Origin of the sequence: Propionivibrio sp. (genome assembly GCF_029255185.1) — a bacterium.
Lineage (GTDB): Bacteria > Pseudomonadota > Gammaproteobacteria > Burkholderiales > Rhodocyclaceae > Propionivibrio.
In genome coordinates this window covers 1-22,502 of record NZ_JAPUVO010000062.1, presented here as the reverse complement: position 1 = coordinate 22,502, position 22,502 = coordinate 1, and the positions used below count along the sequence as shown (strand labels likewise).

25 protein-coding genes and 1 pseudogene are annotated in these 22,502 nt (G+C 54.8%); 13 read left to right on the top strand and 13 right to left on the bottom strand.

The window, feature by feature from the left end; all coding sequences use genetic code 11:
• Positions 1-149: 149 nt before the first annotated feature.
• Positions 150-941 carry an IclR family transcriptional regulator C-terminal domain-containing protein gene (locus tag Q1J43_RS02730; RefSeq protein ID WP_301100802.1) on the bottom strand — a complete coding sequence of 264 codons (792 nt, stop codon included), beginning with the start codon at positions 939-941 and terminating at the stop codon, positions 150-152.
• A gap of 96 nt (positions 942-1,037) precedes the next feature.
• Here Q1J43_RS02730 and Q1J43_RS02725 point away from each other — a divergent pair.
• Positions 1,038-1,190 (top strand): annotated as a pseudogene (locus tag Q1J43_RS02725) (IS1380 family transposase); the annotation flags it as partial.
• 10 nt (positions 1,191-1,200) lie between these two features.
• Entirely contained in the window at positions 1,201-1,533 is a 333-nt protein-coding gene (locus tag Q1J43_RS15855; protein ID WP_366141825.1) for a cysteine-rich CWC family protein, read from the top strand.
• On the opposite strand, the gene nudB is transcribed toward Q1J43_RS15855, so the two are convergent.
• The 8 genes from nudB to ccsA form a co-directional block, all read right to left on the bottom strand.
• Positions 1,505-1,990, bottom strand: coding sequence for a dihydroneopterin triphosphate diphosphatase (gene nudB / locus Q1J43_RS02720; protein WP_301100801.1), 486 nt, complete (start codon positions 1,988-1,990; stop codon positions 1,505-1,507). The genes Q1J43_RS15855 and nudB overlap by 29 nt on opposite strands.
• A 10-nt stretch (positions 1,991-2,000) precedes the next feature.
• Positions 2,001-3,803, bottom strand: coding sequence for an aspartate--tRNA ligase (aspS, locus tag Q1J43_RS02715; protein WP_301100800.1), 1,803 nt, complete (start codon positions 3,801-3,803; stop codon positions 2,001-2,003).
• 13 nt (positions 3,804-3,816) lie between these two features.
• Positions 3,817-4,449 (bottom strand): DUF502 domain-containing protein, encoded by a 633-nt coding sequence (locus Q1J43_RS02710; protein ID WP_301100815.1) that lies wholly within the window; start codon positions 4,447-4,449, stop codon positions 3,817-3,819.
• Positions 4,449-4,724, bottom strand: a complete 276-nt coding sequence (locus Q1J43_RS02705; RefSeq protein WP_301100799.1) for a zinc ribbon domain-containing protein — start codon at positions 4,722-4,724, stop codon at positions 4,449-4,451. Before Q1J43_RS02705 ends, Q1J43_RS02710 begins: the two co-directional genes overlap by 1 nt.
• A gap of 107 nt (positions 4,725-4,831) precedes the next feature.
• A complete protein-coding gene (locus tag Q1J43_RS02700; RefSeq protein ID WP_301100798.1) occupies positions 4,832-5,695 on the bottom strand; it encodes an A24 family peptidase in 864 nt (287 codons plus the stop codon).
• Positions 5,695-6,927, bottom strand: a complete 1,233-nt coding sequence (locus Q1J43_RS02695) for a type II secretion system F family protein (protein WP_301100797.1) — start codon at positions 6,925-6,927, stop codon at positions 5,695-5,697. The genes Q1J43_RS02700 and Q1J43_RS02695 overlap by 1 nt, the downstream gene beginning before the upstream one ends.
• Positions 6,928-6,947: 20 nt before the next feature.
• The gene (gene pilB / locus Q1J43_RS02690) at positions 6,948-8,663 is read right to left on the bottom strand and encodes a type IV-A pilus assembly ATPase PilB (RefSeq protein WP_301100795.1); all 1,716 of its coding nucleotides are present in this window, start codon (positions 8,661-8,663) and stop codon (positions 6,948-6,950) included.
• A gap of 156 nt (positions 8,664-8,819) precedes the next feature.
• The gene (ccsA, locus tag Q1J43_RS02685) at positions 8,820-9,659 is read right to left on the bottom strand and encodes a cytochrome c biogenesis protein CcsA (protein WP_301100794.1); all 840 of its coding nucleotides are present in this window, start codon (positions 9,657-9,659) and stop codon (positions 8,820-8,822) included.
• A 30-nt stretch (positions 9,660-9,689) separates the two neighbouring features.
• Between ccsA and ffh the strand changes: the two genes are divergently transcribed.
• On the top strand, positions 9,690-11,045 hold the full coding sequence (ffh, locus tag Q1J43_RS02680) for a signal recognition particle protein (RefSeq protein WP_301100793.1): 1,356 nt from the start codon (positions 9,690-9,692) through the stop codon (positions 11,043-11,045).
• 11 nt (positions 11,046-11,056) lie between these two features.
• Here the strand turns inward: ffh and Q1J43_RS02675 are convergent, their stop codons facing one another.
• Together Q1J43_RS02675 and Q1J43_RS02670 are read right to left on the bottom strand one after the other, a co-directional pair.
• Positions 11,057-11,659, bottom strand: a complete 603-nt coding sequence (locus Q1J43_RS02675) for a lytic transglycosylase domain-containing protein (RefSeq protein WP_301100792.1) — start codon at positions 11,657-11,659, stop codon at positions 11,057-11,059.
• Positions 11,647-13,371, bottom strand: coding sequence for a proline--tRNA ligase (locus Q1J43_RS02670; protein ID WP_301100791.1), 1,725 nt, complete (start codon positions 13,369-13,371; stop codon positions 11,647-11,649). The genes Q1J43_RS02675 and Q1J43_RS02670 overlap by 13 nt, the downstream gene beginning before the upstream one ends.
• A gap of 171 nt (positions 13,372-13,542) precedes the next feature.
• On the opposite strand from Q1J43_RS02670, the gene Q1J43_RS02665 reads away from it, so the two are divergent.
• The 3 genes from Q1J43_RS02665 to coq7 are packed head-to-tail and all read left to right on the top strand — an operon-like array spanning position 13,543 to position 15,310.
• Positions 13,543-14,082 carry an RNA pyrophosphohydrolase gene (locus Q1J43_RS02665; protein ID WP_301100790.1) on the top strand — a complete coding sequence of 180 codons (540 nt, stop codon included), beginning with the start codon at positions 13,543-13,545 and terminating at the stop codon, positions 14,080-14,082.
• Positions 14,009-14,653 (top strand): CNP1-like family protein, encoded by a 645-nt coding sequence (locus tag Q1J43_RS02660; RefSeq protein WP_301100789.1) that lies wholly within the window; start codon positions 14,009-14,011, stop codon positions 14,651-14,653. Before Q1J43_RS02665 ends, Q1J43_RS02660 begins: the two co-directional genes overlap by 74 nt.
• A gap of 36 nt (positions 14,654-14,689) precedes the next feature.
• Positions 14,690-15,310: a 2-polyprenyl-3-methyl-6-methoxy-1,4-benzoquinone monooxygenase gene (coq7, locus tag Q1J43_RS02655; protein ID WP_301100788.1), complete on the top strand. Its 621-nt coding sequence runs from the start codon at positions 14,690-14,692 to the stop codon at positions 15,308-15,310.
• Here coq7 and Q1J43_RS02650 read toward each other — a convergent pair.
• Positions 15,307-15,726 (bottom strand): OsmC family protein, encoded by a 420-nt coding sequence (locus Q1J43_RS02650; protein WP_301100787.1) that lies wholly within the window; start codon positions 15,724-15,726, stop codon positions 15,307-15,309. The genes coq7 and Q1J43_RS02650 overlap by 4 nt on opposite strands.
• A 489-nt stretch (positions 15,727-16,215) precedes the next feature.
• Between Q1J43_RS02650 and rplM the strand changes: the two genes are divergently transcribed.
• The 6 genes from rplM to erpA all read left to right on the top strand — a co-directional run bounded on the left by rplM (position 16,216) and on the right by erpA (position 19,729).
• Positions 16,216-16,644 (top strand): 50S ribosomal protein L13, encoded by a 429-nt coding sequence (gene rplM, locus Q1J43_RS02645; RefSeq protein ID WP_301100786.1) that lies wholly within the window; start codon positions 16,216-16,218, stop codon positions 16,642-16,644.
• Between the two features lie 9 nt (positions 16,645-16,653).
• Positions 16,654-17,046: a 30S ribosomal protein S9 gene (gene rpsI / locus Q1J43_RS02640; RefSeq protein ID WP_301100785.1), complete on the top strand. Its 393-nt coding sequence runs from the start codon at positions 16,654-16,656 to the stop codon at positions 17,044-17,046.
• 102 nt (positions 17,047-17,148) lie between these two features.
• On the top strand, positions 17,149-18,177 hold the full coding sequence (gene argC, locus Q1J43_RS02635; protein WP_301100783.1) for an N-acetyl-gamma-glutamyl-phosphate reductase: 1,029 nt from the start codon (positions 17,149-17,151) through the stop codon (positions 18,175-18,177).
• The gene (locus tag Q1J43_RS02630; RefSeq protein ID WP_301100782.1) at positions 18,153-18,917 is read left to right on the top strand and encodes a DUF6776 family protein; all 765 of its coding nucleotides are present in this window, start codon (positions 18,153-18,155) and stop codon (positions 18,915-18,917) included. The genes argC and Q1J43_RS02630 overlap by 25 nt, the downstream gene beginning before the upstream one ends.
• Positions 18,918-18,929: 12 nt before the next feature.
• The gene (locus Q1J43_RS02625) at positions 18,930-19,331 is read left to right on the top strand and encodes a polymer-forming cytoskeletal protein (RefSeq protein ID WP_301100780.1); all 402 of its coding nucleotides are present in this window, start codon (positions 18,930-18,932) and stop codon (positions 19,329-19,331) included.
• A gap of 47 nt (positions 19,332-19,378) precedes the next feature.
• Positions 19,379-19,729, top strand: a complete 351-nt coding sequence (gene erpA, locus Q1J43_RS02620) for an iron-sulfur cluster insertion protein ErpA (protein ID WP_301100779.1) — start codon at positions 19,379-19,381, stop codon at positions 19,727-19,729.
• 6 nt (positions 19,730-19,735) lie between these two features.
• Here the strand turns inward: erpA and Q1J43_RS02615 are convergent, their stop codons facing one another.
• Positions 19,736-21,064, bottom strand: coding sequence for a peptidoglycan DD-metalloendopeptidase family protein (locus tag Q1J43_RS02615; RefSeq protein WP_301100778.1), 1,329 nt, complete (start codon positions 21,062-21,064; stop codon positions 19,736-19,738).
• A gap of 87 nt (positions 21,065-21,151) precedes the next feature.
• On the opposite strand from Q1J43_RS02615, the gene tyrS reads away from it, so the two are divergent.
• A complete protein-coding gene (tyrS, locus tag Q1J43_RS02610) occupies positions 21,152-22,351 on the top strand; it encodes a tyrosine--tRNA ligase (RefSeq protein WP_301100777.1) in 1,200 nt (399 codons plus the stop codon).
• Positions 22,352-22,502: the final 151 nt, after the last annotated feature.

Below are 22,502 nucleotides of genomic sequence, written 5' to 3'. Positions count from 1 at the left end.
CAGTCCATACCTAGCGAAGCGCAGAACGATAGGGCGGAGCAGAAAACCCCGCGCTGGAAAACAGGCCTTTCCAGAGGGTTCACGAGAACTCTACACCAAGCAAAAACCCATTTCAAGCTTTTTGGAACATAGTTCCATTTTTACATCTATTACATGCACACTGGGTGCCCGAGAACGGCGGAAATCGCTGCGGCGGCACCCTTGACCTTGTCGATCCAGCCACTTTCATCGTCGGGTTCATAGCGAAAGCTTGGCCAGGAAACGGAAAGCGCGGCCACCACTGCGCCGGTGTAGTCGAAGATAGGGGCGCCGATGCAGTGCAGGTTGTCTTCACGTTCCTCATTATCGCGGGCGAATCCCTGTTCCCGAACCTGCGCCAGTTCGGCATCAAGAGCCGCACGGGTGGTCAAGGTGTTCTTGGTGATAGCCAACAGGCGGATGCCTTTGAGCGACGCTTCTCGCTCGTCGTCCTTGGCGAAGGCGAGCAGAATTTTTCCGATGGCGGTGCAATACAACGGCATACGCCGACCGACCCGGGAATACATGCGAATGGTATAGCGCGATTCGATCTTCAGGATATAGACCGCCGCATCCCCATCGAGCACGCCCATGTGCACGGTTTCGCCGAGTTCCTCCGACAAGGCTTCGGCAATCGGACGCGCAGCCGAAAGCAGATCCAGGTGGTCGAGCGCCCTGGCCCCCAGATTGAACATCTTCAGTGTCATCGCCCAGCGCTCGCCGTCGACCCGGCGCGCATAGCCCAGCTCCTGAAGAGTCAGCAGAAAACGGTAGACCGTTGGCTTGGCCAGCTTGATCTCGCGGGAGATTTCCTCCAGCCCGATGGCGCGCTGCTGCGAGAGCCGCTCAAGGACGGCAAGAACCCGAACCGCCGCACTGATCAGAGGAACCGCAGCAGGTTTTGGCGAACTCTTTTTTGCCATTTTGGACTCCTGTTCCACTTTTTACAGTCGCCCATGTTACGTCAATGATCTGCCCCCGTACACTTCCCTTGCAAACCATGAAAATCAAGATGCCCTGATGCGGTGCTGCATATCGGGGTGTTTGCCTACAACTGCTTGCGTCTGATCGGCCAACTGGGGATGGCCGGTGAATTGTCGCCGGTAAAATATCCGGCCAAGCGACGCCGCCTGAAGACGGTGTTGCAGGAAGTGATGTGCCGGGCAGCACAGTTCGGCTTTAATGAAGAATCGTGAGTACGGTCAGTGCGGCGATTGCACAGACCGGAGTGCCCGATCCGGCGACAATGGCTGCCGGATTGTTGCAACGCTGGGTGGTGGATGGGCTTCTGTCGAAAAACTGCGAGGGATACCGATGGTCGTTAAACAGGAAGCAAAGAACAGCGTGTGCGCTGGTTGCGGAACACGCTTCGTCTGCGGTGCCGTTGCTGGCATGCGGGTCTGCTGGTGCATGGAAAAGCCGACGGGATTTTTTGTCGGGGAAGCCGGCGCCAGTTGTTACTGCCCAATGTGCTTGGACAAGCGTATCAGTGAGCAGCCTTCTCTGGGAGCATGAGAATGGCGTCGCGGTTGCTCCACGAGAAACATTTTTCGGCGGCTTCGCGCCACGGCAGCCACAGGTAGTTCAAATGCTCGTCAGGCGCGATCGTAACCGGCAGCGCTTGCGCAATTTCCAGTGAAAAAACGTGCTCGGTATTGCTGGTGATTCCGGGCGCGTAGCGATAACGCCACTCGGCAAAAATCTCAAAGGTGTTGCTCAGTTGCCAGTCTCTGAAGGTGCGTTCACTGGCGTTAATCCCGGTTTCCTCGGCAACTTCGCGCACTGCGGTGGCAATCAGGGTTTCGCCATTTTCCTGGCTACCGGTCACCGATTGCCAGTAACCGGGATGCAAGGCGCGTTCGAGCAGCAGAACCTGAAGATCAGGGGTGTGGATGATCACCAGCACCGAAATCGGGGTTTTGTACTGCGTCATGCCAGCGTTGGCGATGCGCCCGGTCCGGCAGCAAGGCATGACATAACGATCAGTCCTGGCTGACTTCGACCTGCGTCTGAACTTTCTGGCGCAGGCGGATGTGTAGTTCGCGCAGCTGCTTTTCATCCACTTCGCTGGGGGCATCAGTGAGGAGACACTGGGCGCGTTGCGTTTTCGGGAAGGCGATGACGTCACGGATCGACTCGGCACCGGTCATCATGGTGACAATCCGGTCCAGGCCGAAGGCCACGCCACCGTGGGGTGGGGCGCCGTAGTTGAGTGCGTCGAGCAGGAAGCCGAATTTGAGTTTGGCTTCTTCTGCGCTGATGCCAAGCGCGGCGAAAACCTGTTTTTGCACGTCGGAACGGTGGATACGTACCGAGCCGCCACCGAGTTCCCAGCCATTCATCGCGAGGTCATACGCTTTGGCCAGACACTTGCCCGGATCAGTGGTGAGCAGGCCGAGGTGCTCGTCCTTCGGGCTGGTGAAGGGGTGGTGGCAGGCGACCCAGCGTTTGGCTTCGTCGTCGTAGTCGAACATCGGGAAATCAACAACCCACAGCGGTTCCCAGGCCTTGCCGTTAACGAAGCCCCGTTCATGACCGATCTTGACGCGCAGCGCGCCGAGGGCGTCGTTAACAATCTTGGCCTTGTCGGCACAGAAGAAAATCAGGTCGCCGGATTGGGCGCCGCTACGTTCGACAATAGCTTTCAGCGCGGCGTCATGCAGATTTTTGACGATCGGTGACTGTAGGCCGGTTTCGTTGAGTTGGGTGACGTCATTGACCTTGATGTAGGCCAGGCCCTTGGCGCCGTAGATGCTGACAAAGCTGGTGTAGGCATCGATCTCACCACGGGTCAGGGTGGCGCCTCCGGGAATGCGCAGGCCAGCAACGCGCCCAGCTTCGCTGTTGGCTACACTGGAAAAAACCTTGAAGGAAACGTCCGTGACGGCGTCGGTGAGTTCGGTCAGCTCAAGTGTGACGCGCAGATCCGGTTTGTCTGAGCCATAGCGGTACATGGCGTCAGCATAGGAGAGACGCGGGAAAGGATTGGGCAGGTCGGTGTCAATCGCTTCCTTGAACACGGTGCGGATGAGTTCTTCCATGAGCTGCGTGATCTGGGCTTCGTCGAGAAATGATGTTTCAATATCGACCTGGGTAAATTCGGGTTGACGATCCGCGCGCAGGTCTTCGTCACGGAAGCACTTGGTGATCTGGTAGTAACGGTCAAAACCAGCAACCATCAGAAGTTGCTTGAAGAGCTGTGGCGACTGCGGCAGGGCAAAGAAATGGCCTGGGTTGACGCGCGACGGAACTAGGTAATCGCGGGCTCCTTCCGGTGTGCTCTTGGTCAGCATCGGTGTTTCGATGTCGATGAAGCCGGCGTCGTCGAGAAAGCGGCGGAAGGAACGCGCTGTCTTGTAACGCAGCTGCATATTCTTTTGCATTTGCGGACGACGCAGGTCAATCACGCGGTGTAGCAGACGAACGTTCTCGGAGAGATTGTCATCGTCGAGTTGGAATGGCGGCGTGACCGAGGGGTTCAGCACGTCGATTGCGTGACAAAGGATCTCAATCTCGCCGCTCGGCATGTTGGCATTGATCGTGCCTGCCGGGCGGGCGCGTACCTTGCCGGTGATTTTCAGGCAGAACTCGTTGCGCACTGATTCAGCGATGGCAAACATCTCCGGCCGATCCGGGTCACAGACCACTTGGGCCAGACCTTCGCGGTCACGCAGGTCAATGAAAATGACACCGCCATGGTCGCGTCGACGGTGCGCCCAGCCGCAGAGCGTGACCTCCTGGCCAATGGTTTGTGAATTGACTTGTCCGCAGTAATGGGTTCGCATGCTGGTTCCGGGGTTACGAGTGGCGATTGTTGGGAGGGTTGAAGCGGTGGTTTGTGCGAGCCGGCGGAGTGACAACACCCATCGAGATAATATATTTGAGCGCTTCGTCGACAGCCATATCGAGTTCGATGACTTCACTCCTTTGCAGCATCAGGAAAAAACCGGAGGTCGGGTTCGGAGTGGTCGGGACATAGATGCTGACGTAGTCATCCTTGAGATGATTAACGACATCTCCTCCCGGCGTGCCGGTGAGGAAGGCGATGGTCCATGAACCTTGACGAGGGTACTGGATCAGGAGCGCTTTTCGGAAGGCATTGCCGGAAGAGGAAAAAAGCGTGTCGGAAACCTGTTTGACGCTGTTGTAGATTGAATTGACGACGGGAATGCGCGCCAGAAGTTTTTCCCACCAGCTCACGAGTCGCTGGCCGATGAAATTGGCGGCAAGCAGGCCGGTGGTCAGGATGATCACCAGCGTTAGCACCACACCCGCGCCTGGAATGTCAAAGCCCAGGATGTTGTGGGGGTGCACCGAGTCGGGTAACAAGCGCAAGGACTGGTCGGCAATGCCGGCAATCAACGACAGTACCCAGGCAGTAATCGCCAAAGGTACCCAGATCAAAAGCCCGGTAATGAAATAACGTTTGATCAACTGCCCACGCACGCTTCTGCTCCAGCGCAGTTTTGACAGGGCGGAGCGCTATCCGTTGTCGGCGGTTTTTCGACAGCAGGGGGAGTGGATCCCCCCTTGAAGTCGGTGGCGTACCACCCCTTGCCTTTTAACTGGAAGCCGGCGGCGGTAAGCTGTTTGGCGTACGATGCCGCGCCGCACTCTGGGCATGTGCTGAGCACGGGGTCACTGAGCTTTTGCAGATGATCTTTTTCAAAACCGCATGAATTGCAGCGATAGGCGTAGATCGGCATGGCTAACCTTGAATGAGCAACAAAGACGGGAATTATACTCGAACGGTGACGAGTTTTACTTGCGCCGCTGGACGCCGGATGAGGGCAAAAGCCCTGTTTTCAAGCGATTACATCAGGCGAAGATAGGTCTGGGTCAGTTCTTTTCCCCAGAAGAGTGCTATCAAACCGGCGGTCGCCAGATAGGGGCCGAAGGGGATGGGTACATTGCGCCCACGTTTGGCCAGCAGGATCAGAGCGATGCCGACAAGCGCACCGACCAGTGATGAGAGCAGAATGGTCAGGGGCAGGATTTGCCAGCCCAACCACGCGCCGAGTGCGGCGAGCAGCTTGAAATCGCCGTAGCCCATACCTTCCTTGCCGGTGGCTAGCTTGAAACTCCAATAGACTGACCACAGCGTGAGATAGCCAGCCATGGCGCCGACAACAGCCGATTGCAGGTCGGTGTAGGTGCCAAACAGGTTGAACAGCAGGCCGGCCCAGAGCAGCGGCAGGGTGATCGAGTCGGGCAGCAGCTGCGTATCAAAATCAATGAACGTCAGGGCAATCAGGCACCAGATCAGCAGAATGCCTCCCGTTGCCGCCCAGCCGAAGCCAAAGTGTGCGGCGCCAAGTGCGGTGAGCAGGCTGGTCAATACTTCGACCATAGGGTAGCGGGGTGAAATTGACGTGTGGCAAGCTGAACATTGTCCACGCAAGGCGAGCCAACTGATGAGCGGAATGTTTTCCAGTGCTGTGATCGGGTGGCCGCATTCAGGGCAGCGCGAGCGCGGCCTGACCAGGGAGAGTGCTTCGGTACTCAGGGGCTCTGCGCCGAGCAATTCCGCGCACTGGCAGCGCCAGTCGTTGTCCATCATTTTTGGCAGGCGATGGATGACGACATTGAGAAAACTGCCAACCAGAAGGCCGAGAAAGCCGCAGAAAATGCTGAATACGGTCGAGTCCGATAGCAAGATTTTCCAGCCTTGCGTCATCAGACCACAGAGCCGAGCTTGAATATCGGCAGATACATGGCAATGACCATGCCGCCAATCAAGGTTCCCAGGACAACCATGATGATCGGTTCCATCAGGCTGGATAAGGCCTCGACCGCGTCATCAACTTCGGCTTCGAAGAAGTCGGCGACCTTGCCGAGCATGGAATCCAGTGCTCCGGACTCTTCGCCGATGGCAACCATCTGATTGACCATATTCGGAAAGAGTTCGCTGTTCTGCATTGCAGAGGTCAGGCTGGTGCCGGTACTGACCTCGCTCTGGATGTCTCGTGTTCCCTTTTTGTAGACGTAATTGCCGGCAGCCCCCCCGACTGAATCGAGTGATTCCACCAACGGAACGCCAGCAGCGAACATGGTGGACAGGGTGCGTGTCCAGCGAGCGATAACCGATTTTCGAATGAGACTGCCAAAAACAGGTATACGCAGAAGGAAACGATCCATGGCAATCTGCATTGCTTCCGAGCGTTGCCATGCGTAAAAGAAGGCATAAATCCCACCTCCGGCGGCACCGAAAATGATGAACCAGTAGGCCACGAAAAAATCAGAAATTGCCATGACAATGAGCGTTGGGGCAGGCAAATCGGCCCCAAAACTCGTAAATACCTGCTTGAAAGCCGGAATAACAAAAATCATGATTATCGCGGTAATGACAAAGGCCACCACGATAATGGCAATCGGGTAAAACAATGCTGACTTGATTTTTGACTTGATGGCGATCATTTTTTCCTTGTACGTCGCCAGTCGATCAAGCAAGGTCTCCAGAATCCCCGCCTGCTCGCCTGCGGCGATCAGGTTGCAATAGAGTTGGTCAAAGTGGAGCGGGAATTTTCGGAAAGCCTGGGATAGCGAACTGCCCGTTTCGACATCGGACTTGATGTCGAGCAGAAGCTTGCCCACCGCCGGGTTGTCGTGGCCGCGACCAACGATGTCGAAAGTCTGTAGCAGGGGGACACCGGCTTTCATCATGGTGGCCAGTTGTCGGGTAAGCAGCGCAACATCCTTGTCTGTAACTTTTCCGCCACTTCTGAAGCCCTGTTTTGCAACCTTGGAAACGAGAATCCCCTGGCGCCGCAGCGTGGCATTGACAACGGCTTCACTTGTGGCGCGCTGTTCACCGCGAACGATTTTCCCGGCCTTGTTTTTGCCAGTCCAGAGAAAAGTAAACTCTTTGACTTCCTGAGCACGCTTTGTCGGTTTCGCTGCGGTTGCCATGTTGCCCCCTTTGTTGTTCTTTAAGTGTTGGTACTTCCCAAGACTTCATCAAGTGAGGTGAGTCCCTGCATGACCTTGAGCAGGCCGGACCGGCGCAAATCGTTGACGCCTTCCTTTCGCGCCTGATCGGAAATATCCAGAGCTGTCCCGTTGGACATGATCAAACGCTGTATGGTTTCAGTCACTGGCATGACCTGATAGAGGCCAACCCGTCCTTTATAGCCCGTTCCTTTGCAACGTTCACATTCCCCCGGCCCGAAAAGAACCCAACTGCCGTCAAGATCTGATTCGGTGAAGCCTGCATTAAGTAGTGCTTCGACGGGCGTGTCCAAAGGCTTTTTGCAGGTGCACAGGCGACGGACAAGGCGCTGAGCAGTGATCAGCAGGATGCTCGAAGCAATATTGAAGGTCGGAATGCCCATGTTCATCAGACGGGTCAGCGTCGATGGAGCGTCGTTGGTGTGCAGGGTCGACAGCACCATGTGCCCGGTCTGCGCAGCCTTGATGGAGATTTCTGCAGTTTCGAGGTCGCGGATTTCGCCAACCATGATGATGTCCGGGTCCTGGCGCAGAAAGGCTTTGAGTGCGACCGGGAAGGTCAGGCCTTGCCTGTCGTCGATATTGACCTGATTGATGCCCGGCAGAGGAATTTCCACCGGGTCTTCTCCTGTGGAAATGTTGATGCCGGGTTTGTTTAGAATGTTGAGGCAGGTGTACAGCGAAACTGTTTTCCCCGACCCGGTCGGGCCAGTAACCAGAACCATGCCGTAGGGGCGCCCGATGGCTTCAAGAAGAAGCGCTTTTTGTGCAGGTTCGTAGCCGAGGGCTTCGATGCCCAGCGTTGCGCTGCTGGGATCAAGAATCCGCAGAACGATTTTCTCGCCGAACATTGTCGGCAAGGTGCTGACCCGCAAGTCAATTGACCGGCTCTTGGACAGGACGAGTCGCATGCGACCGTCCTGGGGGACGCGTTTCTCGGCGATGTTGAGGCGTGAAATGACCTTGATGCGTGAGGCGATTTTTTCCTTGATCACTAAAGGTGGCGAGGCGATTTCGCGCAAAATTCCATCGGTCCGGAAACGGATGCGGTAGCTCTTTTCATAGGGTTCGAAGTGAATGTCTGAGGCACCATCATTTATCGCATCAAGCAGCATTTTCTGGATAAACCTGACCACTGGAGCATCGTCAACTTCGAGAGCTGAAGCCTCGTCAGTTTTTTCCTGGCTTTCGTCGTCGGTAAACTCAAGATTGATGTCCTCGCTGGCCAGGTTTTTAAGGGTGTCCTCGGCTGATTCTGAAAGAAGGGCTACCAGCGGTGCGAGTTGGCTCTCGTCAACGATGACCGGGTCAACCGCCATTCCGGTCTGGAAGCGAATCTCGTCAAGCGCGCGCAAATTGGTCGGGTCGGCGATGGCGATTGACAGGCGGTTGCCTCGCTTATGCAGCGGGACAACCCGGTGCAAGGCGATCAACTTGCGGTCGATCGCGGTTTTCTGGATATGGCCGTCATTGAAAGCGTTCATATCCAGCAGCGGGTAGCCAAAAGTGTCGGCGGCAAAGCGTGCAATTTCTGACGCGCTTGCTTTTTTGGTGTTGACCAACTGCTCGATGAACGAAGTCTTGGTTGCGGCAGCCTGGGTCAGCAAAGCCTCGGCATCGGCTTCCTTGATTCGGCCGGCTTGGACGAGTGCGCGAGCAAGGCCGCTAAGTAATGATTGTTGCGGATTGGCTGCCATAGTTAGCTAAAAGACGCTTGCTTTCGTCAAAGAATCACGACTGAAAAAACGATACGGAGTATGCCGGTTTGATGATGCATTGAGTCGGTGCATTTGTAAAGAAGCGATGACCAATGCCTTGGCTCTGGACATGCCGAGATAGCCCAGGGGGAATGCTCAGATACGTCCAAGCAGGACCTCGGAGACAAAGCGGCTGCCGACGTAGGCCAGTAACAGAAGCAGAAAACCGGTCAGGGTCCAGCGCAGTGCGATCCTGCCTCGCCAGCCATAGGCGTGGCGCCCGATCAGCAACGCTGCGAAGATTCCCCATGAGGCAGAAGCAAACAAGGTCTTGTGGTCAATCAGAATGACCTTGCCAAAAATCGCTTCTGAAAACACGAGTCCGCTTCCCAGCGCAACCGTCAGCAGGGAGAAGGCAATGACGATCATGCGGAAGAGCAGTGTTTCCATCGTCAGGATCGGAGGTAGGCTGGCAAGTTGCTTGTTGAGTTCCCTATGGTGCAGTTTGCGCTCGACAAAGCCCATGAACACCGCGTGCAGTGCAGACAGGGTGAATAGACTATAGGCCAACATGGCCGTAAGAAAATGCAGTTTGAAACCCCAGGCGTCGGCGTGGGCAATGACGTGCACTTGAGGAAAGAAGATGGGAAGTGCCACACAAAGCGCAGCAAGCGGCAAAACCATCGGTTGCAGGCCGTCCATCCGCGAGCGGAAACTTTCCAGCCAGTAAATGAGAACGGCCAGCCAGAGCATCAGTGATAATGCGAAGCTGAAAGAGAAGCGCATCCCGCCAGCGCCAAATAGCCCGTCATACAAACTGTTCCCCTGAAGTGCCAGGGCAAGGAAGATCGCCGCGCGCTCCCACGTTTGCATTGGCAATGGATCAAGCGGCCTGTCGACGACTCGCCAGCGGGTACGCCAGAAATGAAAGCCCAGCGCCGCATAAAGCAGGCACGAAGCGACGAGAGGCAGAAGGTGCAGTAGAATGTCCGGCATTTTCTGAGTCTACACCAAGCTGGAAGCCAAATGCTCGACAACCTGACCCAACGCCTTGCCCGTGTCATGAAGACTCTGCGCGGTGAGGCGCGCCTCACCGAAGACAATATCGCCGCTGCCCTGCGCGAGGTTCGTCTCGCCCTGCTCGAGGCGGACGTTGCTCTGCCCGCCGTCAAGGCGTTGATCGCTGCCGTCAGGGAAAAGGCGGTTGGCGAGGAGGTGATCGGTTCCCTGAGTCCGGGACAGGCGCTGATCGGCGTTGTTCACCGCGAACTCACGCAGCTTATGGGCGCGGCGCACCAGGGTCTCAATCTGGCCACTCAGCCGCCAGCGATCATTCTTATGGCTGGTTTGCAGGGGGCCGGCAAAACCACCACTGTCGGCAAACTGGCCAAACTGCTGCGCGAAACACAAAAAAAGAAAGTGCTGGTTGTTTCCTGCGACGTCTATCGTCCAGCAGCGATCGAACAACTGAAGACCGTTGCCGAGCAGGCAGGGGTTGATTTTTTCCCTTCGTTGCCGACTGACCAGCCGGTCGATATTGCCCGTAATGCCGTCGATTGGGCAAAACGACACTATCATGACGTGTTGCTTGTCGATACGGCCGGTCGTTTATCGATCGATGCAGCAATGATGGCGGAGATTGCTGAACTGCACGCGGCAATTGACCCGATTGAAACGCTGTTCATCGTTGATGCCATGCTTGGTCAGGATGCGATCAATACGGCCAAGGCGTTCAGCGAGGCCTTGCCGCTTACGGGCATCATACTCACCAAGCTCGATGGTGATGCGCGTGGCGGCGCCGCGCTCTCTGTGCGTCATGTGACGGGTCGCCCGATCAAATACGTTGGCGTCGGCGAGAAGCTGTCGGGACTCGAAGCCTTTCATCCTGAACGGATGGCGTCGCGCATTCTTGGCATGGGCGACGTACTGTCGCTGATTGAGGATGCGAAGAAGGGCATTGACGAGCAGCAGGCCGTCGAGTTTGCCAAAAAACTTAAATCGGGCAAAGGCTTTGATCTGACTGACTTTAAGGAGCAGATCGGCCAGATGCGCAAGATGGGTGGGATTTCATCCATGATGGACAAGTTGCCGGCGCAATTCGCCCAGGCCGCAAGTCAGATGCCGGCCGGCGGCGAAGAAAAAACAATCGGTCGCATTGAAGGCATTGTCAATTCTATGACGCCAGCCGAACGCAGCAAGCCCGAGTTGTTGAAGGCCTCGCGCAAGCGTCGTATCGCTTCGGGCGCTGGCGTCCAGGTTCAGGAGGTCAATCGCCTTCTCAAGCAGTTCGAGCAAACGCAAAAAATGATGAAACAATTTTCCAAGGGCGGCATGAGCAAGCTGATGCGTGGCATGAAAGGGATGTTGCCCGGAATGCGGTGAATGCTGTGGCTTTAGCGCAGAACGATTCGGCTGCTCGCGTAGCTCCACTGCTTATGCCAGGCATCACGAACGAGATTCGGGTATTGGGCTTGCCCGAGACTGCCGTTATAGCGTCCAAGAGCACGGTAGAGGTCGCCCTGCTCGATGTCCAGATAGTGACGCAGAATGGTGCAGCCGTAGCGCAGGTTCGTTCTAAGATGAAACAGATTGTCATCACTGCGACCAATAACCTTGATCCAGAACGGCATGACCTGCATGAAGCCCCGTGCGCCGGCTGACGACACGGCGTATTTCTTGAATCCGCTTTCAACCTGTATCAGACCGAGAACGAGTTGCGGATCAAGTCCCGCGCGAGTGGCCTCGTAGTGAACTGCGCGTAAAAACTCGAGTCGGCTTTCCCGGACACTTATGCGTGTTTCCAGGCGGCGCGACATCTCGGTCATCCAGTCGATGGCATCCATGGAGTCAAGAAATGAACTCTTCGGCGGCGCTTGGTCCGAAATGACACGGGATAGTGCCGCCTGCACACTGGCGGATAAGGGTTCGTACTTCTGTGCCCCACCATGCCCTGAGAGGGGAAGCAAAAGAGCCAGGAGCAGAACTATTCGCCGCACAACTTGGCTTTCATAAATGCGCCGATATCGGCAACTGGCACCATTGTGGCCTCGGTATCGGTGCGCCCCTTGTACTCGAGTTTGCCTTCGGCCAGCCCACGGTCACCGACAACGACGCGGTGCGGTATCCCGATCAGCTCCATTTCGGCGAACATGACGCCAGGGCGCTCGTTGCGGTCGTCGAGTAAAACGTCGATGCCGGCGGCCTTGAATTCGGCATAAAGGGTGTCGGCTGCCGCCTTGATGGCGTCATTCTTGGTGTAGCCCATGGGAACGATACATACTTCGAACGGCGCAATGGCGGCTGGAAACAGGATTCCACGATCGTCATGGTTCTGCTCAATGGCGGCACCGACGATGCGCGAAACGCCAATGCCATAGCATCCCATTTCCATGATCTGACTCTGACCATTTTCGTCGAGAAAACTGCACCCGAGTGCTTCAGCGTACTTGGTGCGCAATTGGAAAATGTGACCGACCTCAATGCCGCGACACAGTTCGAGTTTGCCCTTGTTATCGGGGGCCGGGTCGTCGACCACGACATTGCGCAGGTCGGCAACTGACAAGGGCTCCGGCAGGTCACGGCCGAAGTTGACGCCGCGGATATGGAATCCCGCTTCGTTGGCGCCACAAACGAAATTGCTCATTACGGCAACGCTGCGATCGGCGAAAACGGGGATGTTTCCGATACCAACCGGGCCGATATAGCCGGGTTTGCAGCCGAGTGCGGCAACAATCTCCTCATCACTTGCGAAGCGGAATTCACCGACCATCTTTTGTGTCTTGACTTCGTTCAGAACATGGTCACCACGCAACAGGATCAATGCAAATTGGAGTGTGTCGCCTTCGGCTTCATTGCACATGATGGCGATGGCCTTGACCATTTGAGTCAAGGGGGTAGCGAGGAAGGCAGCAACCTCCTCGCACCTGATCTTGCCCGGCGTGGCAATTTTTTCCAGGGCCGAGGTGGCTGCCGCACGGGTGACGGATGGAGCCAGTGCTTCGGCTAATTCGACGTTGGCGGCATAGTCCGAATCAGGGCAGTAAGCCAAAGCGTCCTCTCCGGAATCGGCGAGGACGTGGAATTCGTGCGAGCCTGTGCCGCCGATTGATCCAGTGTCGGCAGCAACAGCGCGGAATCTTAAGCCAAGGCGGGTGAATATCCGCACGTAGGTTTCGAACATAGTGCGGTATTCGCGTTGCAGATCCTCAAAACTGGCATGGAACGAGTAGCCGTCCTTCATCAGAAATTCACGACCACGCATGACCCCGAAGCGCGGCCGGATCTCGTCGCGGAATTTCATCTGCACCTGGTAAAAATGCAGCGGCAACTGACGGTAACTCTTGACTTCCTTGCGCACGACATCGGTGATGACTTCCTCGTGTGTCGGGCCGATGACGAAATCGCGCTGATGGCGATCCTTCAGGCGCAGCAACTCAGGCCCATATTTTTCCCAGCGACCGGACTCCTGCCACAACTCGGCCGGCTGTACGGCCGGCATCAATAGCTCGATGGCCCCGGCGCGATCCATCTCCTGACGGACGATCATTTCAACCTTGCGCAGAACGCGCAGACCGACCGGCATCCAAGTGTAGATGCCACCCGCCAGACGTTTGACGAGGCCAGCACGCAACATCAATTTGTGGCTAACGATCTCGGCGTCTGCGGGAGCTTCCTTGAGGGTGGAAATGAAAAATCGCGAAGTACGCATGGGAATCGCATTTCTTGGAATAAATGCGGAATTCTACAAGACTGATCAGCGGAACGCGACGCCAATCGCGTTCCGCTCAGTGATTCGACGTGACTAGCCATGGCGAGCTTTCCAAGCCATTGGAAGTGTGGAAGAATGCGTTCAATCAATAAAATTTGCAGGTATATAAAAATGCTCGACCGTGAGGGCTACCGCCCTAACGTCGGCATCATCCTATGTAACGCGAAGAACGAGGTTTTCTGGGGCAAGCGTATTCGAGAGCATTCATGGCAGTTTCCACAGGGTGGCATCAAGCGGGGCGAAACCCCTGAGCAGGCGATGTACCGGGAACTGTACGAAGAAGTTGGCTTGCGCCCCGAACATGTCAGCATCCTTGGCAGGACCAAGGACTGGTTGCGTTACGATGTGCCGATTCACTGGGTAAAACGCGAATGGCGTGGCAGTTACAGAGGGCAAAAACAGATTTGGTTTTTGCTGCGTTTGGTTGGGCGTGACAGCGATGTCTCCTTGCGCGCCTGTAACCATCCCGAGTTTGACGCCTGGCGCTGGAACCATTACTGGGTTTCGCTTGATGCCGTGATCGAGTTTAAGCGGCAGGTGTATGAACTGGCGTTGAACGAGCTTGCGCGCTTTCTTGATGCTGATCACCGCCGGCCGCGTCGGCAGGGTGGGCGTGAGCCTGGGGGAGGCGAAGATGAGCACAAGGGATAGCTTTGATTTTGTACGTGTTTTTGATTCAAATGGGCGCGTTTCAATGGGGTTTCATAAAGTACTAAAGTGGTCTTTTATCCTCGCGCTGACAATGTTTGCAGCGCAGTTGTTGGCGGATGCTTTTGACAACGAGTTTGAGGAAAAGCCTTGGGCAGAAATTGAAGTGCAGTTGCCGGCCTTTCCTGAAAAAGAAAATCTGATCCCGTTTAAGGTCGGCGCAATAACCGGCGCGAGATACCTGATCGACGGAAATTCACTGTCTGTCGGCTCTGACAGCGTAATTCGTTATGTCATGATCGTGCTCAGTGCCGAAGGCGCACAGAACATCAGTTACGAGGGGATGCGCTGCGCAACTGGCGAGCGGAGGTTTTATGCGTTTGGCCGCGCAGACAAAACATGGTCGAAAGCACGGAACAATCAGTGGGTCAAGGTTCAAGGCAGCACCAACAACCATCATGTAGAGCTTTACACCAATTATTTCTGTCCGGTTGGCGCCGCCGTTATTTTAAGCGCCGAAGATGCTCGCCACTCCCTGCGCAGCGGCGGCAAACCCGCGGTCGTAGGCCGTTAGTTTTCTGTGCCAGGCTTTTAAATTTCGGGATGATTGATGCTCGATCCTCTTATTCTCGGGTTTGACAGGGCGTTGCGGACGCTCTTTGTTGCAGCGCCAAGCACCCGGTGCGTGCCCGGTCGAGAGTGCCTGGAGACGGCCTTATCAGCACCAGAAAAATCGCATGCAGCTTCTCTGATGCGCATAAATCATGTCGGAGAAATCTGTGCTCAGGGGCTCTATCAGGGCCAGGCTTTGACTTGTCGCGATCCGAAAATCCGGCAGGTCTTGGAGAAAGCAGCCTATGAGGAAACAGAACATCTGGCCTGGACCGAGCGACGCATCAATGAGTTGGGAGGGCGTAAAAGTTTGTTAAATCCCCTTTGGTATCTGGGAGCGCTGTCGCTCGGAGTATTTGCCGGAAAACTCGGAGATGCCTGGAGCCTGGGCTTTCTTGCCGAAACTGAACGGCAGGTTGAAGCTCATCTTCGTCATCATTTGCACGAGTTGCCGGCGCGGGATAGCAAATCGCGATCGATAGTTCAGCAAATGAAGATTGACGAGGCCTCTCATGCCGAAATGGCAGCCAGTCTCGGCGCGCGCGACCTGCCTCCTCGCGTAAAGTCTGCAATGCGGTTGGTCGCAGGGATAATGACACGAACTGCCTACTACGTTTAGTCTTCGACAATCTCAAAATCATGGCTTATTGCGGCCGTTTTGCCGAGCATGATTGAAGCTGAGCAATACTTGTCTTTGGAAAGCTCAATGGCCCGTGCAACAGCATCGGGCTTCAGTTGTTTCCCACTGACGCGGAAGTGAAAATGAATTCGGGTGAATACCTTTGGTTCGTTGTCCGCGCGTTCAGCTTTGAGGCTTACTTCGCACCCCGTGATTGCGTGTCGTCCCTTTTTCAGGATCATGACAACGTCAAATGCGGTGCATCCGCCAGTGCCGGCCAGCAGCATTTCCATTGGCCGCGGCGCCAGGTTTCGCCCCCCAGCGTCGGGCGCGCCATCCATCACCACCGTATGATTGCTTCCTGTTTCCGCCAAAAACGACATACCGTCTCCGGTCCATTTCACCTTGCACTCCATACCATCCTCGAACTTTCCAAAAGCATTTCATGAGCGACCATTTTAGCCGCAAGTGCATTTTGGTATTGGTTTTCAAAAATGCCGCGATGCAATAATAATGGCGACAGTTCAGACGTTTTTAACAGAATTTATACTTCACTATTGCGTAATATATTGCCTATAAATATCATAACTACATGACATGTAAGTTTTTTTAATTTAGAATTAAATTCTGGTGCCGCTAATTTTATTAAATTGCGCATTGCGTCAAAATGTCTTGATTTTTGTGATTGAATGAACGACAATCCCCCCAAGTTACTTGCTCGGTGTTTGTTGCCGGTCAATGTTTTTCAGATTTGTCTCCTCCATCTCCTCCTTTGGTGTGGATTTAGCGCGGCTCCTGCGGGCCGCGTTTTTTTTGCTATCGTCGAAACATCGATTGACAGGGTTTGTTGATTTGGAATATGATGCTCGGCTTTCCGTTATCAGGCATACAAGGACGGCGTTTTAATGAAGACTTTCTCCGCCAAATCGCATGAAGTGAAACGCGAGTGGCTCGTGGTTGATGCCACTGACAAGGTGTTGGGCCGCCTCGCTACCGAAATCGCTCGACGCTTACGCGGCAAGCACAAGCCTGAATTTACTCCGCACGTTGATACCGGCGATTACATCGTCGTGACCAATGTGGAGAAGTTGCGCGTCACCGGCAACAAGGCCGAAGACAAGGTGTACTACCGACACACGGGTTACCCCGGCGGCATTTACGAAACGAACTTTATCAGTATGCAGCAGCGTTTTCCCGGCCGAGTGCTCGAGAAGGCCGTCAAGGGCATGCTCCCCAAGGGGCCGCTCGGTTATGCCATGCTGAAGAAGATGAAATGCTACGCGGGGGGTACGCATCCGCACGCTGCCCAGCAGCCGAAGGTTCTGGAACTTTAAGGGGTCGAAATGGCTGAAAATTTCTACTACGGCACAGGCCGTCGCAAGAGTGCTGTGGCGCGCGTCTTCATGAAGCGCGGTACGGGCACCATCGTAGTCAACGGCAAACCGGTTGACGAGTTTTTTTCCCGAGTCACCGGGCGCATGATCGTTCGTCAGCCGCTTGAACTGGTTGAGCAAACTGCTGGTTTTGACATTCTGGTCAATGTTGCTGGTGGTGGTGAGTCTGGCCAGGCTGGTGCGGTGCGTCACGGTATCACTCGGGCACTGATTGAATACGATGCGGCACTCAAGCCAGTGCTTTCGAAGGCCGGTTTTGTAACACGTGATGCCCGTGAGGTTGAGCGTAAAAAAGTTGGTTTGCATAAAGCACGTCGCCGCAAGCAATTCTCCAAGCGTTAACCCAGATACTGGGTTCTGACGTGCTTAAAAGCCGCCTTCTGGGCGGCTTTTGTGTTTTAGGAGCGCTCAGACTATTATTGCGCACCTGTTGAGGAGGATTTGATGGTCAAGGTTGGAATCGTCGGCGGTACCGGTTATACCGGTGTTGAGCTACTGCGATTGCTGGCACAGCATCCTGGGGTTGAAATTGTTGCGATTACGTCGCGTGGTGATGCGGGAACGGCCGTTTCGGGTATGTTTCCGAGTTTGCGTGGGCGGGTTGACTTTAAGTTTGAAGATCCTGCGTTTGCCAATCTGAAGGCCTGTGACCTGGTCTTCTTTGCCACACCGAACGGTGTGGCCATGCAGCAGGCGCCCGAACTGCTTGATGCTGGGGTTCGGGTCGTTGACCTCGCTGCGGATTTTCGTATTGCCGATGTCGCTGAATGGGAAAAATGGTACGCCATGCGGCACGCCAGCCCGGAATGGGTAGCCAAAGCGGTCTATGGTTTGCCGGAGGTCAATCGTGCTGCGATTCGCGATGCGCGTCTGGTGGCTAACCCCGGGTGTTACCCGACCGCAGTGCAACTGGGTTTCATGCCGCTCCTTGGGTCCGGTTTGATTTCCCCTGAGCATTTGATAGCCGATGCCAAGTCTGGTGTTTCCGGAGCCGGGCGTAAAGCCGAGGTTTCTTCACTTTTTTCTGAAGCGTCGGATAATTTCAGGGCCTACGGTGTTTCCGGGCATCGGCATCTGCCTGAAATCCGTCAGGGTTTGTCGCGTATTGCCGGATTACCGGTTGGTCTAACCTTTGTGCCGCATCTGACACCGGTTATTCGCGGTATTCATGCCACGCTTTATGCGCAGATCAAGGGAGATGCCGATTTCCAGGCACTCTATGAGAAATGGTATGTTGACGAACCTTTTGTCGATGTCATGCCAGCAAACTCCCATCCGGACACGCGTTCGGTTCGCGCCGCCAATCTTTGCCGCATCGCGGTGCACCGGCCGCAAGACGGCGCTACCCTGGTTGTGCTTTCGGTAATTGACAACCTGGTCAAGGGAGCGGCTGGGCAGGCAGTACAGAACATGAACATCATGTTTGGTTTTTCAGAAACTGACGGGCTATGGCAACTTCCGGTGCTTCCGTAAAGCTCAAGCGTCTTCGTCGGCGTTTTGGTATCAGCGCGCCGAAACTGGCGATCAGAACGCATGTGGCGTGGTACTGGCGAGCATTGGCGGTGATAACAATGCTGTCTGTTTCTTTGGCACTAGCCGCGTGGATATATGATTCTGGAATGCGCATTGCCGGATTTCACAGCGATGAATCAGCTCGAGAAATTCAGTCGCTCCGGAATCACCTCATGGAACTTGATGGCGAATTGACTAAGTTGCGTAGTCTCGCAGGTTCAGGTGAAAGCAGTTTGCAAATTGAGCGCGCCACACAGAGGCAGTTATCGCGTCAGGCCAAGGCGCTTGAATTGGAGAACGCGGCCTTGAAGGAAGATTTGGCGTTTTTTGAAGGTTTGATGCCAGCCTCCGAGTCTGGCGATGAGCCAGGGGTCAGGATTGATCATCTGCGAATCGAACCGAGCGGCATTGTGGGCGAGTATCGTTATCGGATGCTGGTGGTCAATAACGGAGGACGTCAGGCTAGAGAGTTCAAGGGTGGGCTTCAACTTCTGGTTAAGATCCAGCAAGGCGGCAAAGATGTTATGATCACCTTGCCTTCCGGTACTGAGCCAAACCCCCAGCGTTTTCGTTTCGAGATCAAGCACTTTCACCGGCTCGAAGGCGTTTTTTTGGTACCCTCCGGGGTTGTAGTAAAAGAGGTCGAGGCGCGCTTGCTTCAGGATGGCACCGTGCGCGCCAGGCAGTCCGTGATCCTTTAGACGGAGAAACTAATGTTTGGTATCAAAAAGGGGAGAGCTCCCCAGAATAGTATTGATAGCCTTATCGGTGCTGGTACCCGTGTCGATGGCAACGTGATTTTTTCTGGAGGTTTGCGTGTTGACGGCCAGGTTCGCGGCAACATTAGCAGCGAGAATGTTCAGGAAGGCACTCTGGTTATCAGCGAAAAAGCCAGTGTCGAAGGGGCAATCTCCGTCGGTCATGTAGTGATCAACGGAACCGTGATTGGTCCGGTCTTCGCTTGTGAATCACTGGAACTCTTGCCCGCTGCGCGTGTCACAGGTGATGTTGAATATCACCAGATCGAAATGCAGCAGGGGGCTGTGATACAGGGGCGTCTGGTGCATCAGATCAATGCCAGGACCGTGGAGCTTAAGTTGGCCTCCAGCAATTGAAGTGGTTTCAGAAACAGTATTAACGTGAGAATCAGGAAGGAAAAGTTATGAATACAGCTACCGATTTGCCATTGCCGTTTATTTTTACGGATAGCGCAGCGAGCAAAGTAAAAGATCTTATCGAAGAAGAAGGGAATCCGGATTTGAAGCTTCGCGTTTTTGTGACGGGTGGTGGGTGTTCCGGCTTTCAGTACGGCTTTACTTTCGACGAGGTAGCCAACGAGGATGACACATCACTGCAGAAGAACGGGGTGACGCTTCTGGTTGATCCAATGAGCTATCAGTATCTTGTCGGCGCGGAAATTGACTATACCGAGGGGCTTGAGGGTTCTCAGTTCGTGATCAAGAATCCGAATGCGTCTTCAACCTGTGGTTGTGGCTCGTCGTTTACCGCCTGAGGATCGTCATTCGATCGTCGCCAGTTTAATCTGCTTTGCGAGTTCGAGTTGTGTCTGCAGTGGCATGATAGTGTCCTTGAAGCGACTAATTTGAGACGCTTCAAGCGGAATCGAAGTCGGGAGAGTCACGGCCAGAGGATTGATCTGCTGGCCGTTAACCCGGAATTCGTAGTGTAGGTGAGGGCCAGACGCTAATCCGGTTTGTCCGACATACGCGATGGTATCCCCTTGGCTGACCCGGGAACCCTTGCGGATGCCGGGTGCAAAACCGCTCAGGTGGCCGTACGCTGTAGAGTAGGCGCCTTGGTGTCTGATAACGACCAGCTTGCCGTAGCCACTCTGCCAGCCAACGCTTTCCACCGTGCCGTCGGCTACCGAACGCACTCGCGTGCCGGACGGCGCGCCGTAGTCAACTCCTTTGTGCGCGCGCCATATTTGCAGTACCGGGTGTAAGCGTGAGCTAGTGAAGCCAGAGGTGACGCGCGAGAACTCTAGCGGTGCGCGAAGAAATGCCTTGCGCAGGTTTTTGCCGTCAGCCGTGTAGTAAGCGCCTTTACCATCCTCTGCCTGGAACCAGTACGCGCTAAACATTTTTTGGTTGTTGACGAATTCGGCGCTGAGAATGCGGCCACTACGTACGGCCTGTCCACGGTGGGTGAGTGTTTCATAGACAAGAGAGAAGCGATCCCCTTTGCGTAAGTCGCGATGAAAATCAATATCCCCGCCAAAAATTTCGGCCAGTTGGGTAGCGATCGCATCAGGGATGCCGGCTGCGTCGGTAGCACCGAAAAGTGAACTGCGAATTTCGCCGGACTTGACCACAATCCGTGCTTCGAGACTCAAGACTTGCTCGCTGGCCCGAAAGCCACTGCTGCGGCTTTCGACAAGCAGCGTGGCATCTTTTCCGTTCAGCGGAAAATAAAGTGCAATCAGATTGCCGCGGATTCCGGTTTTTGCGGTCACGACTTTGCCGGGGCGTAGTTGGCGGGAGATGGCCCGGGTTTCCTTATCCTGGCGTATGAATTCCAGGGCGCTCTGATCCGTAATGCCGAGGCGGGCTGCCAGACTGGAAACAGTATCTGAGCGCTGAATGCGTTCTTCGCGAAGGAAGATTGGATTTTCGTCGTCAATTAGAACGGTGGTCGGTGTGGTCAGTTGTTCAAGGACTGTCTGTAATTGAACATGGCCCTCATCACTCGCCGGGGCCAGCGCAAACGCAGTCATCATGCCGAGCAAGGCAATACTGCCAGTGCCCGCCACCAACCAACGGTGGCGAAGCAATCGTTCGATTGCTGGATGGGAATGCGCTAGAATCCCGCTCTTCTGTTTGTCCATGGGCTGCTGCCTAGAAAAATCTACCGGTAGTCTAACAAAAAAATAACCCCATAAGAACCCTTGGGGGTAGATGATAAGAGGTCCTGCATGCTAGGCATAGAAGACAGTCTTGCTCTGATTAAACGCGGTGCTGATGAATTGCTCATTGAAGCGGAACTGGTAGCAAAGCTGAAAAGCGGACGGCCGCTACGGATCAAAGCCGGTTTTGATCCGACCGCACCCGACCTGCATTTGGGGCACACGGTCCTGATCAACAAACTGAAACACTTTCAGGATCTGGGTCACCATGTGCTGTTTTTGATTGGCGATTTCACCGGAATGATCGGTGATCCTAGTGGAAAGAATTCGACCCGACCCCCGCTGTCGAGCGAGCAGATTCAAGCCAATGCTCAAACCTATCAGGATCAGGTGTTCAAGATACTCGATTCCGACAAGACCGAGATTTGCTTCAATTCGACCTGGTTTGAGCCGCTCGGTGCGTCCGGAATGATTCGTCTGGCGGCATTACATACAGTCGCCCGGATGCTGGAGCGCGACGACTTCGCCAAGCGTTACCGGGGCAAGCAGCCGATCGCAATTCACGAATTTCTCTATCCGCTCTGTCAAGGCTATGACTCTGTCGCGATGAAGGCCGACGTCGAACTGGGCGGCACGGATCAGAAGTTCAATCTTCTGGTTGGGCGAGAGCTTCAGAAACACTACGGCCAGCCACCGCAGTGCATTCTCATGATGCCTTTGCTGGAAGGCTTGGACGGTGTTAACAAGATGTCAAAATCGCTCGCTAATTACATCGGGGTTAATGAGCCGCCGCGTGAAATTTTCGGAAAACTGATGTCGGTCTCGGATGAATTGATGTGGCGTTACTACGATCTTCTTTCCTTCCGTAGCACGCAAATGGTTGCTGGATTCAAGCAGGAAATAGCGGAGGGCAGAAACCCGCGCGATGTAAAAGTGCTGTTGGCTCAGGAGATCGTAGCCCGGTTTCATGGGCAAAATGCAGCCGCAGATGCGTTGTTTGATTTCGAGGCGCGGTTCAGCCACGGTGGAATTCCTGACGATATTCCCGAAGTGAGTTTGGACGCCATAAACGGATCATTGGGCGTAGCTCAGGTTCTCAAGCAATCGGGGTTGATGGCCAGTACTTCGGAGGCGTTACGCATGATCGGGCAAGGAGGGGTAAAGATCGACGGAACGAAGATCGAGGATAAAAATCTCGAATTTCTGGTCAATGCCGATTTTGTAGTACAGGTTGGGAAAAGAAAATTTTCTCGGGTCAGAATTCGCTGAGAGTGCGTTGAGTATTTTCCAATTCAGGTATGAGCCTGAAGGATCGACGAAGCGAGTGGTTCTGTGATGTAGGTTGAAGGGTTGAAAATGTCAGTGTAAGGGATTGCGTTGGTGGCGGGATGGTGGTCGCGGTTTGTTTTTGATCTTGGGT

What these genes read in the sequence shown, in the direction of transcription:
- Q1J43_RS02730 (WP_301100802.1), bottom strand. Translation starts at nt 941, where the DNA reads ATGGCAAAAAAGAGTTCGCCAAAACCTGCTGCGGTTCCTCTGATCAGT.
- Q1J43_RS15855 (WP_366141825.1), top strand. Translation starts at nt 1,201, where the DNA reads ATGAAGAATCGTGAGTACGGTCAGTGCGGCGATTGCACAGACCGGAGT.
- nudB (WP_301100801.1), bottom strand. Translation starts at nt 1,990, where the DNA reads ATGCCTTGCTGCCGGACCGGGCGCATCGCCAACGCTGGCATGACGCAG.
- aspS (WP_301100800.1), bottom strand. Translation starts at nt 3,803, where the DNA reads ATGCGAACCCATTACTGCGGACAAGTCAATTCACAAACCATTGGCCAG.
- Q1J43_RS02705 (WP_301100799.1), bottom strand. Translation starts at nt 4,724, where the DNA reads ATGCCGATCTACGCCTATCGCTGCAATTCATGCGGTTTTGAAAAAGAT.
- Q1J43_RS02700 (WP_301100798.1), bottom strand. Translation starts at nt 5,695, where the DNA reads ATGACGCAAGGCTGGAAAATCTTGCTATCGGACTCGACCGTATTCAGC.
- Q1J43_RS02695 (WP_301100797.1), bottom strand. Translation starts at nt 6,927, where the DNA reads ATGGCAACCGCAGCGAAACCGACAAAGCGTGCTCAGGAAGTCAAAGAG.
- pilB (WP_301100795.1), bottom strand. Translation starts at nt 8,663, where the DNA reads ATGGCAGCCAATCCGCAACAATCATTACTTAGCGGCCTTGCTCGCGCA.
- ccsA (WP_301100794.1), bottom strand. Translation starts at nt 9,659, where the DNA reads ATGCCGGACATTCTACTGCACCTTCTGCCTCTCGTCGCTTCGTGCCTG.
- ffh (WP_301100793.1), top strand. Translation starts at nt 9,690, where the DNA reads ATGCTCGACAACCTGACCCAACGCCTTGCCCGTGTCATGAAGACTCTG.
- Q1J43_RS02670 (WP_301100791.1), bottom strand. Translation starts at nt 13,371, where the DNA reads ATGCGTACTTCGCGATTTTTCATTTCCACCCTCAAGGAAGCTCCCGCA.
- Q1J43_RS02665 (WP_301100790.1), top strand. Translation starts at nt 13,543, where the DNA reads ATGCTCGACCGTGAGGGCTACCGCCCTAACGTCGGCATCATCCTATGT.
- Q1J43_RS02660 (WP_301100789.1), top strand. Translation starts at nt 14,009, where the DNA reads ATGCTGATCACCGCCGGCCGCGTCGGCAGGGTGGGCGTGAGCCTGGGG.
- coq7 (WP_301100788.1), top strand. Translation starts at nt 14,690, where the DNA reads ATGCTCGATCCTCTTATTCTCGGGTTTGACAGGGCGTTGCGGACGCTC.
- Q1J43_RS02650 (WP_301100787.1), bottom strand. Translation starts at nt 15,726, where the DNA reads ATGGAGTGCAAGGTGAAATGGACCGGAGACGGTATGTCGTTTTTGGCG.
- rplM (WP_301100786.1), top strand. Translation starts at nt 16,216, where the DNA reads ATGAAGACTTTCTCCGCCAAATCGCATGAAGTGAAACGCGAGTGGCTC.
- rpsI (WP_301100785.1), top strand. Translation starts at nt 16,654, where the DNA reads ATGGCTGAAAATTTCTACTACGGCACAGGCCGTCGCAAGAGTGCTGTG.
- argC (WP_301100783.1), top strand. Translation starts at nt 17,149, where the DNA reads ATGGTCAAGGTTGGAATCGTCGGCGGTACCGGTTATACCGGTGTTGAG.
- Q1J43_RS02630 (WP_301100782.1), top strand. Translation starts at nt 18,153, where the DNA reads ATGGCAACTTCCGGTGCTTCCGTAAAGCTCAAGCGTCTTCGTCGGCGT.
- Q1J43_RS02625 (WP_301100780.1), top strand. Translation starts at nt 18,930, where the DNA reads ATGTTTGGTATCAAAAAGGGGAGAGCTCCCCAGAATAGTATTGATAGC.
- erpA (WP_301100779.1), top strand. Translation starts at nt 19,379, where the DNA reads ATGAATACAGCTACCGATTTGCCATTGCCGTTTATTTTTACGGATAGC.
- Q1J43_RS02615 (WP_301100778.1), bottom strand. Translation starts at nt 21,064, where the DNA reads ATGGACAAACAGAAGAGCGGGATTCTAGCGCATTCCCATCCAGCAATC.
- tyrS (WP_301100777.1), top strand. Translation starts at nt 21,152, where the DNA reads ATGCTAGGCATAGAAGACAGTCTTGCTCTGATTAAACGCGGTGCTGAT.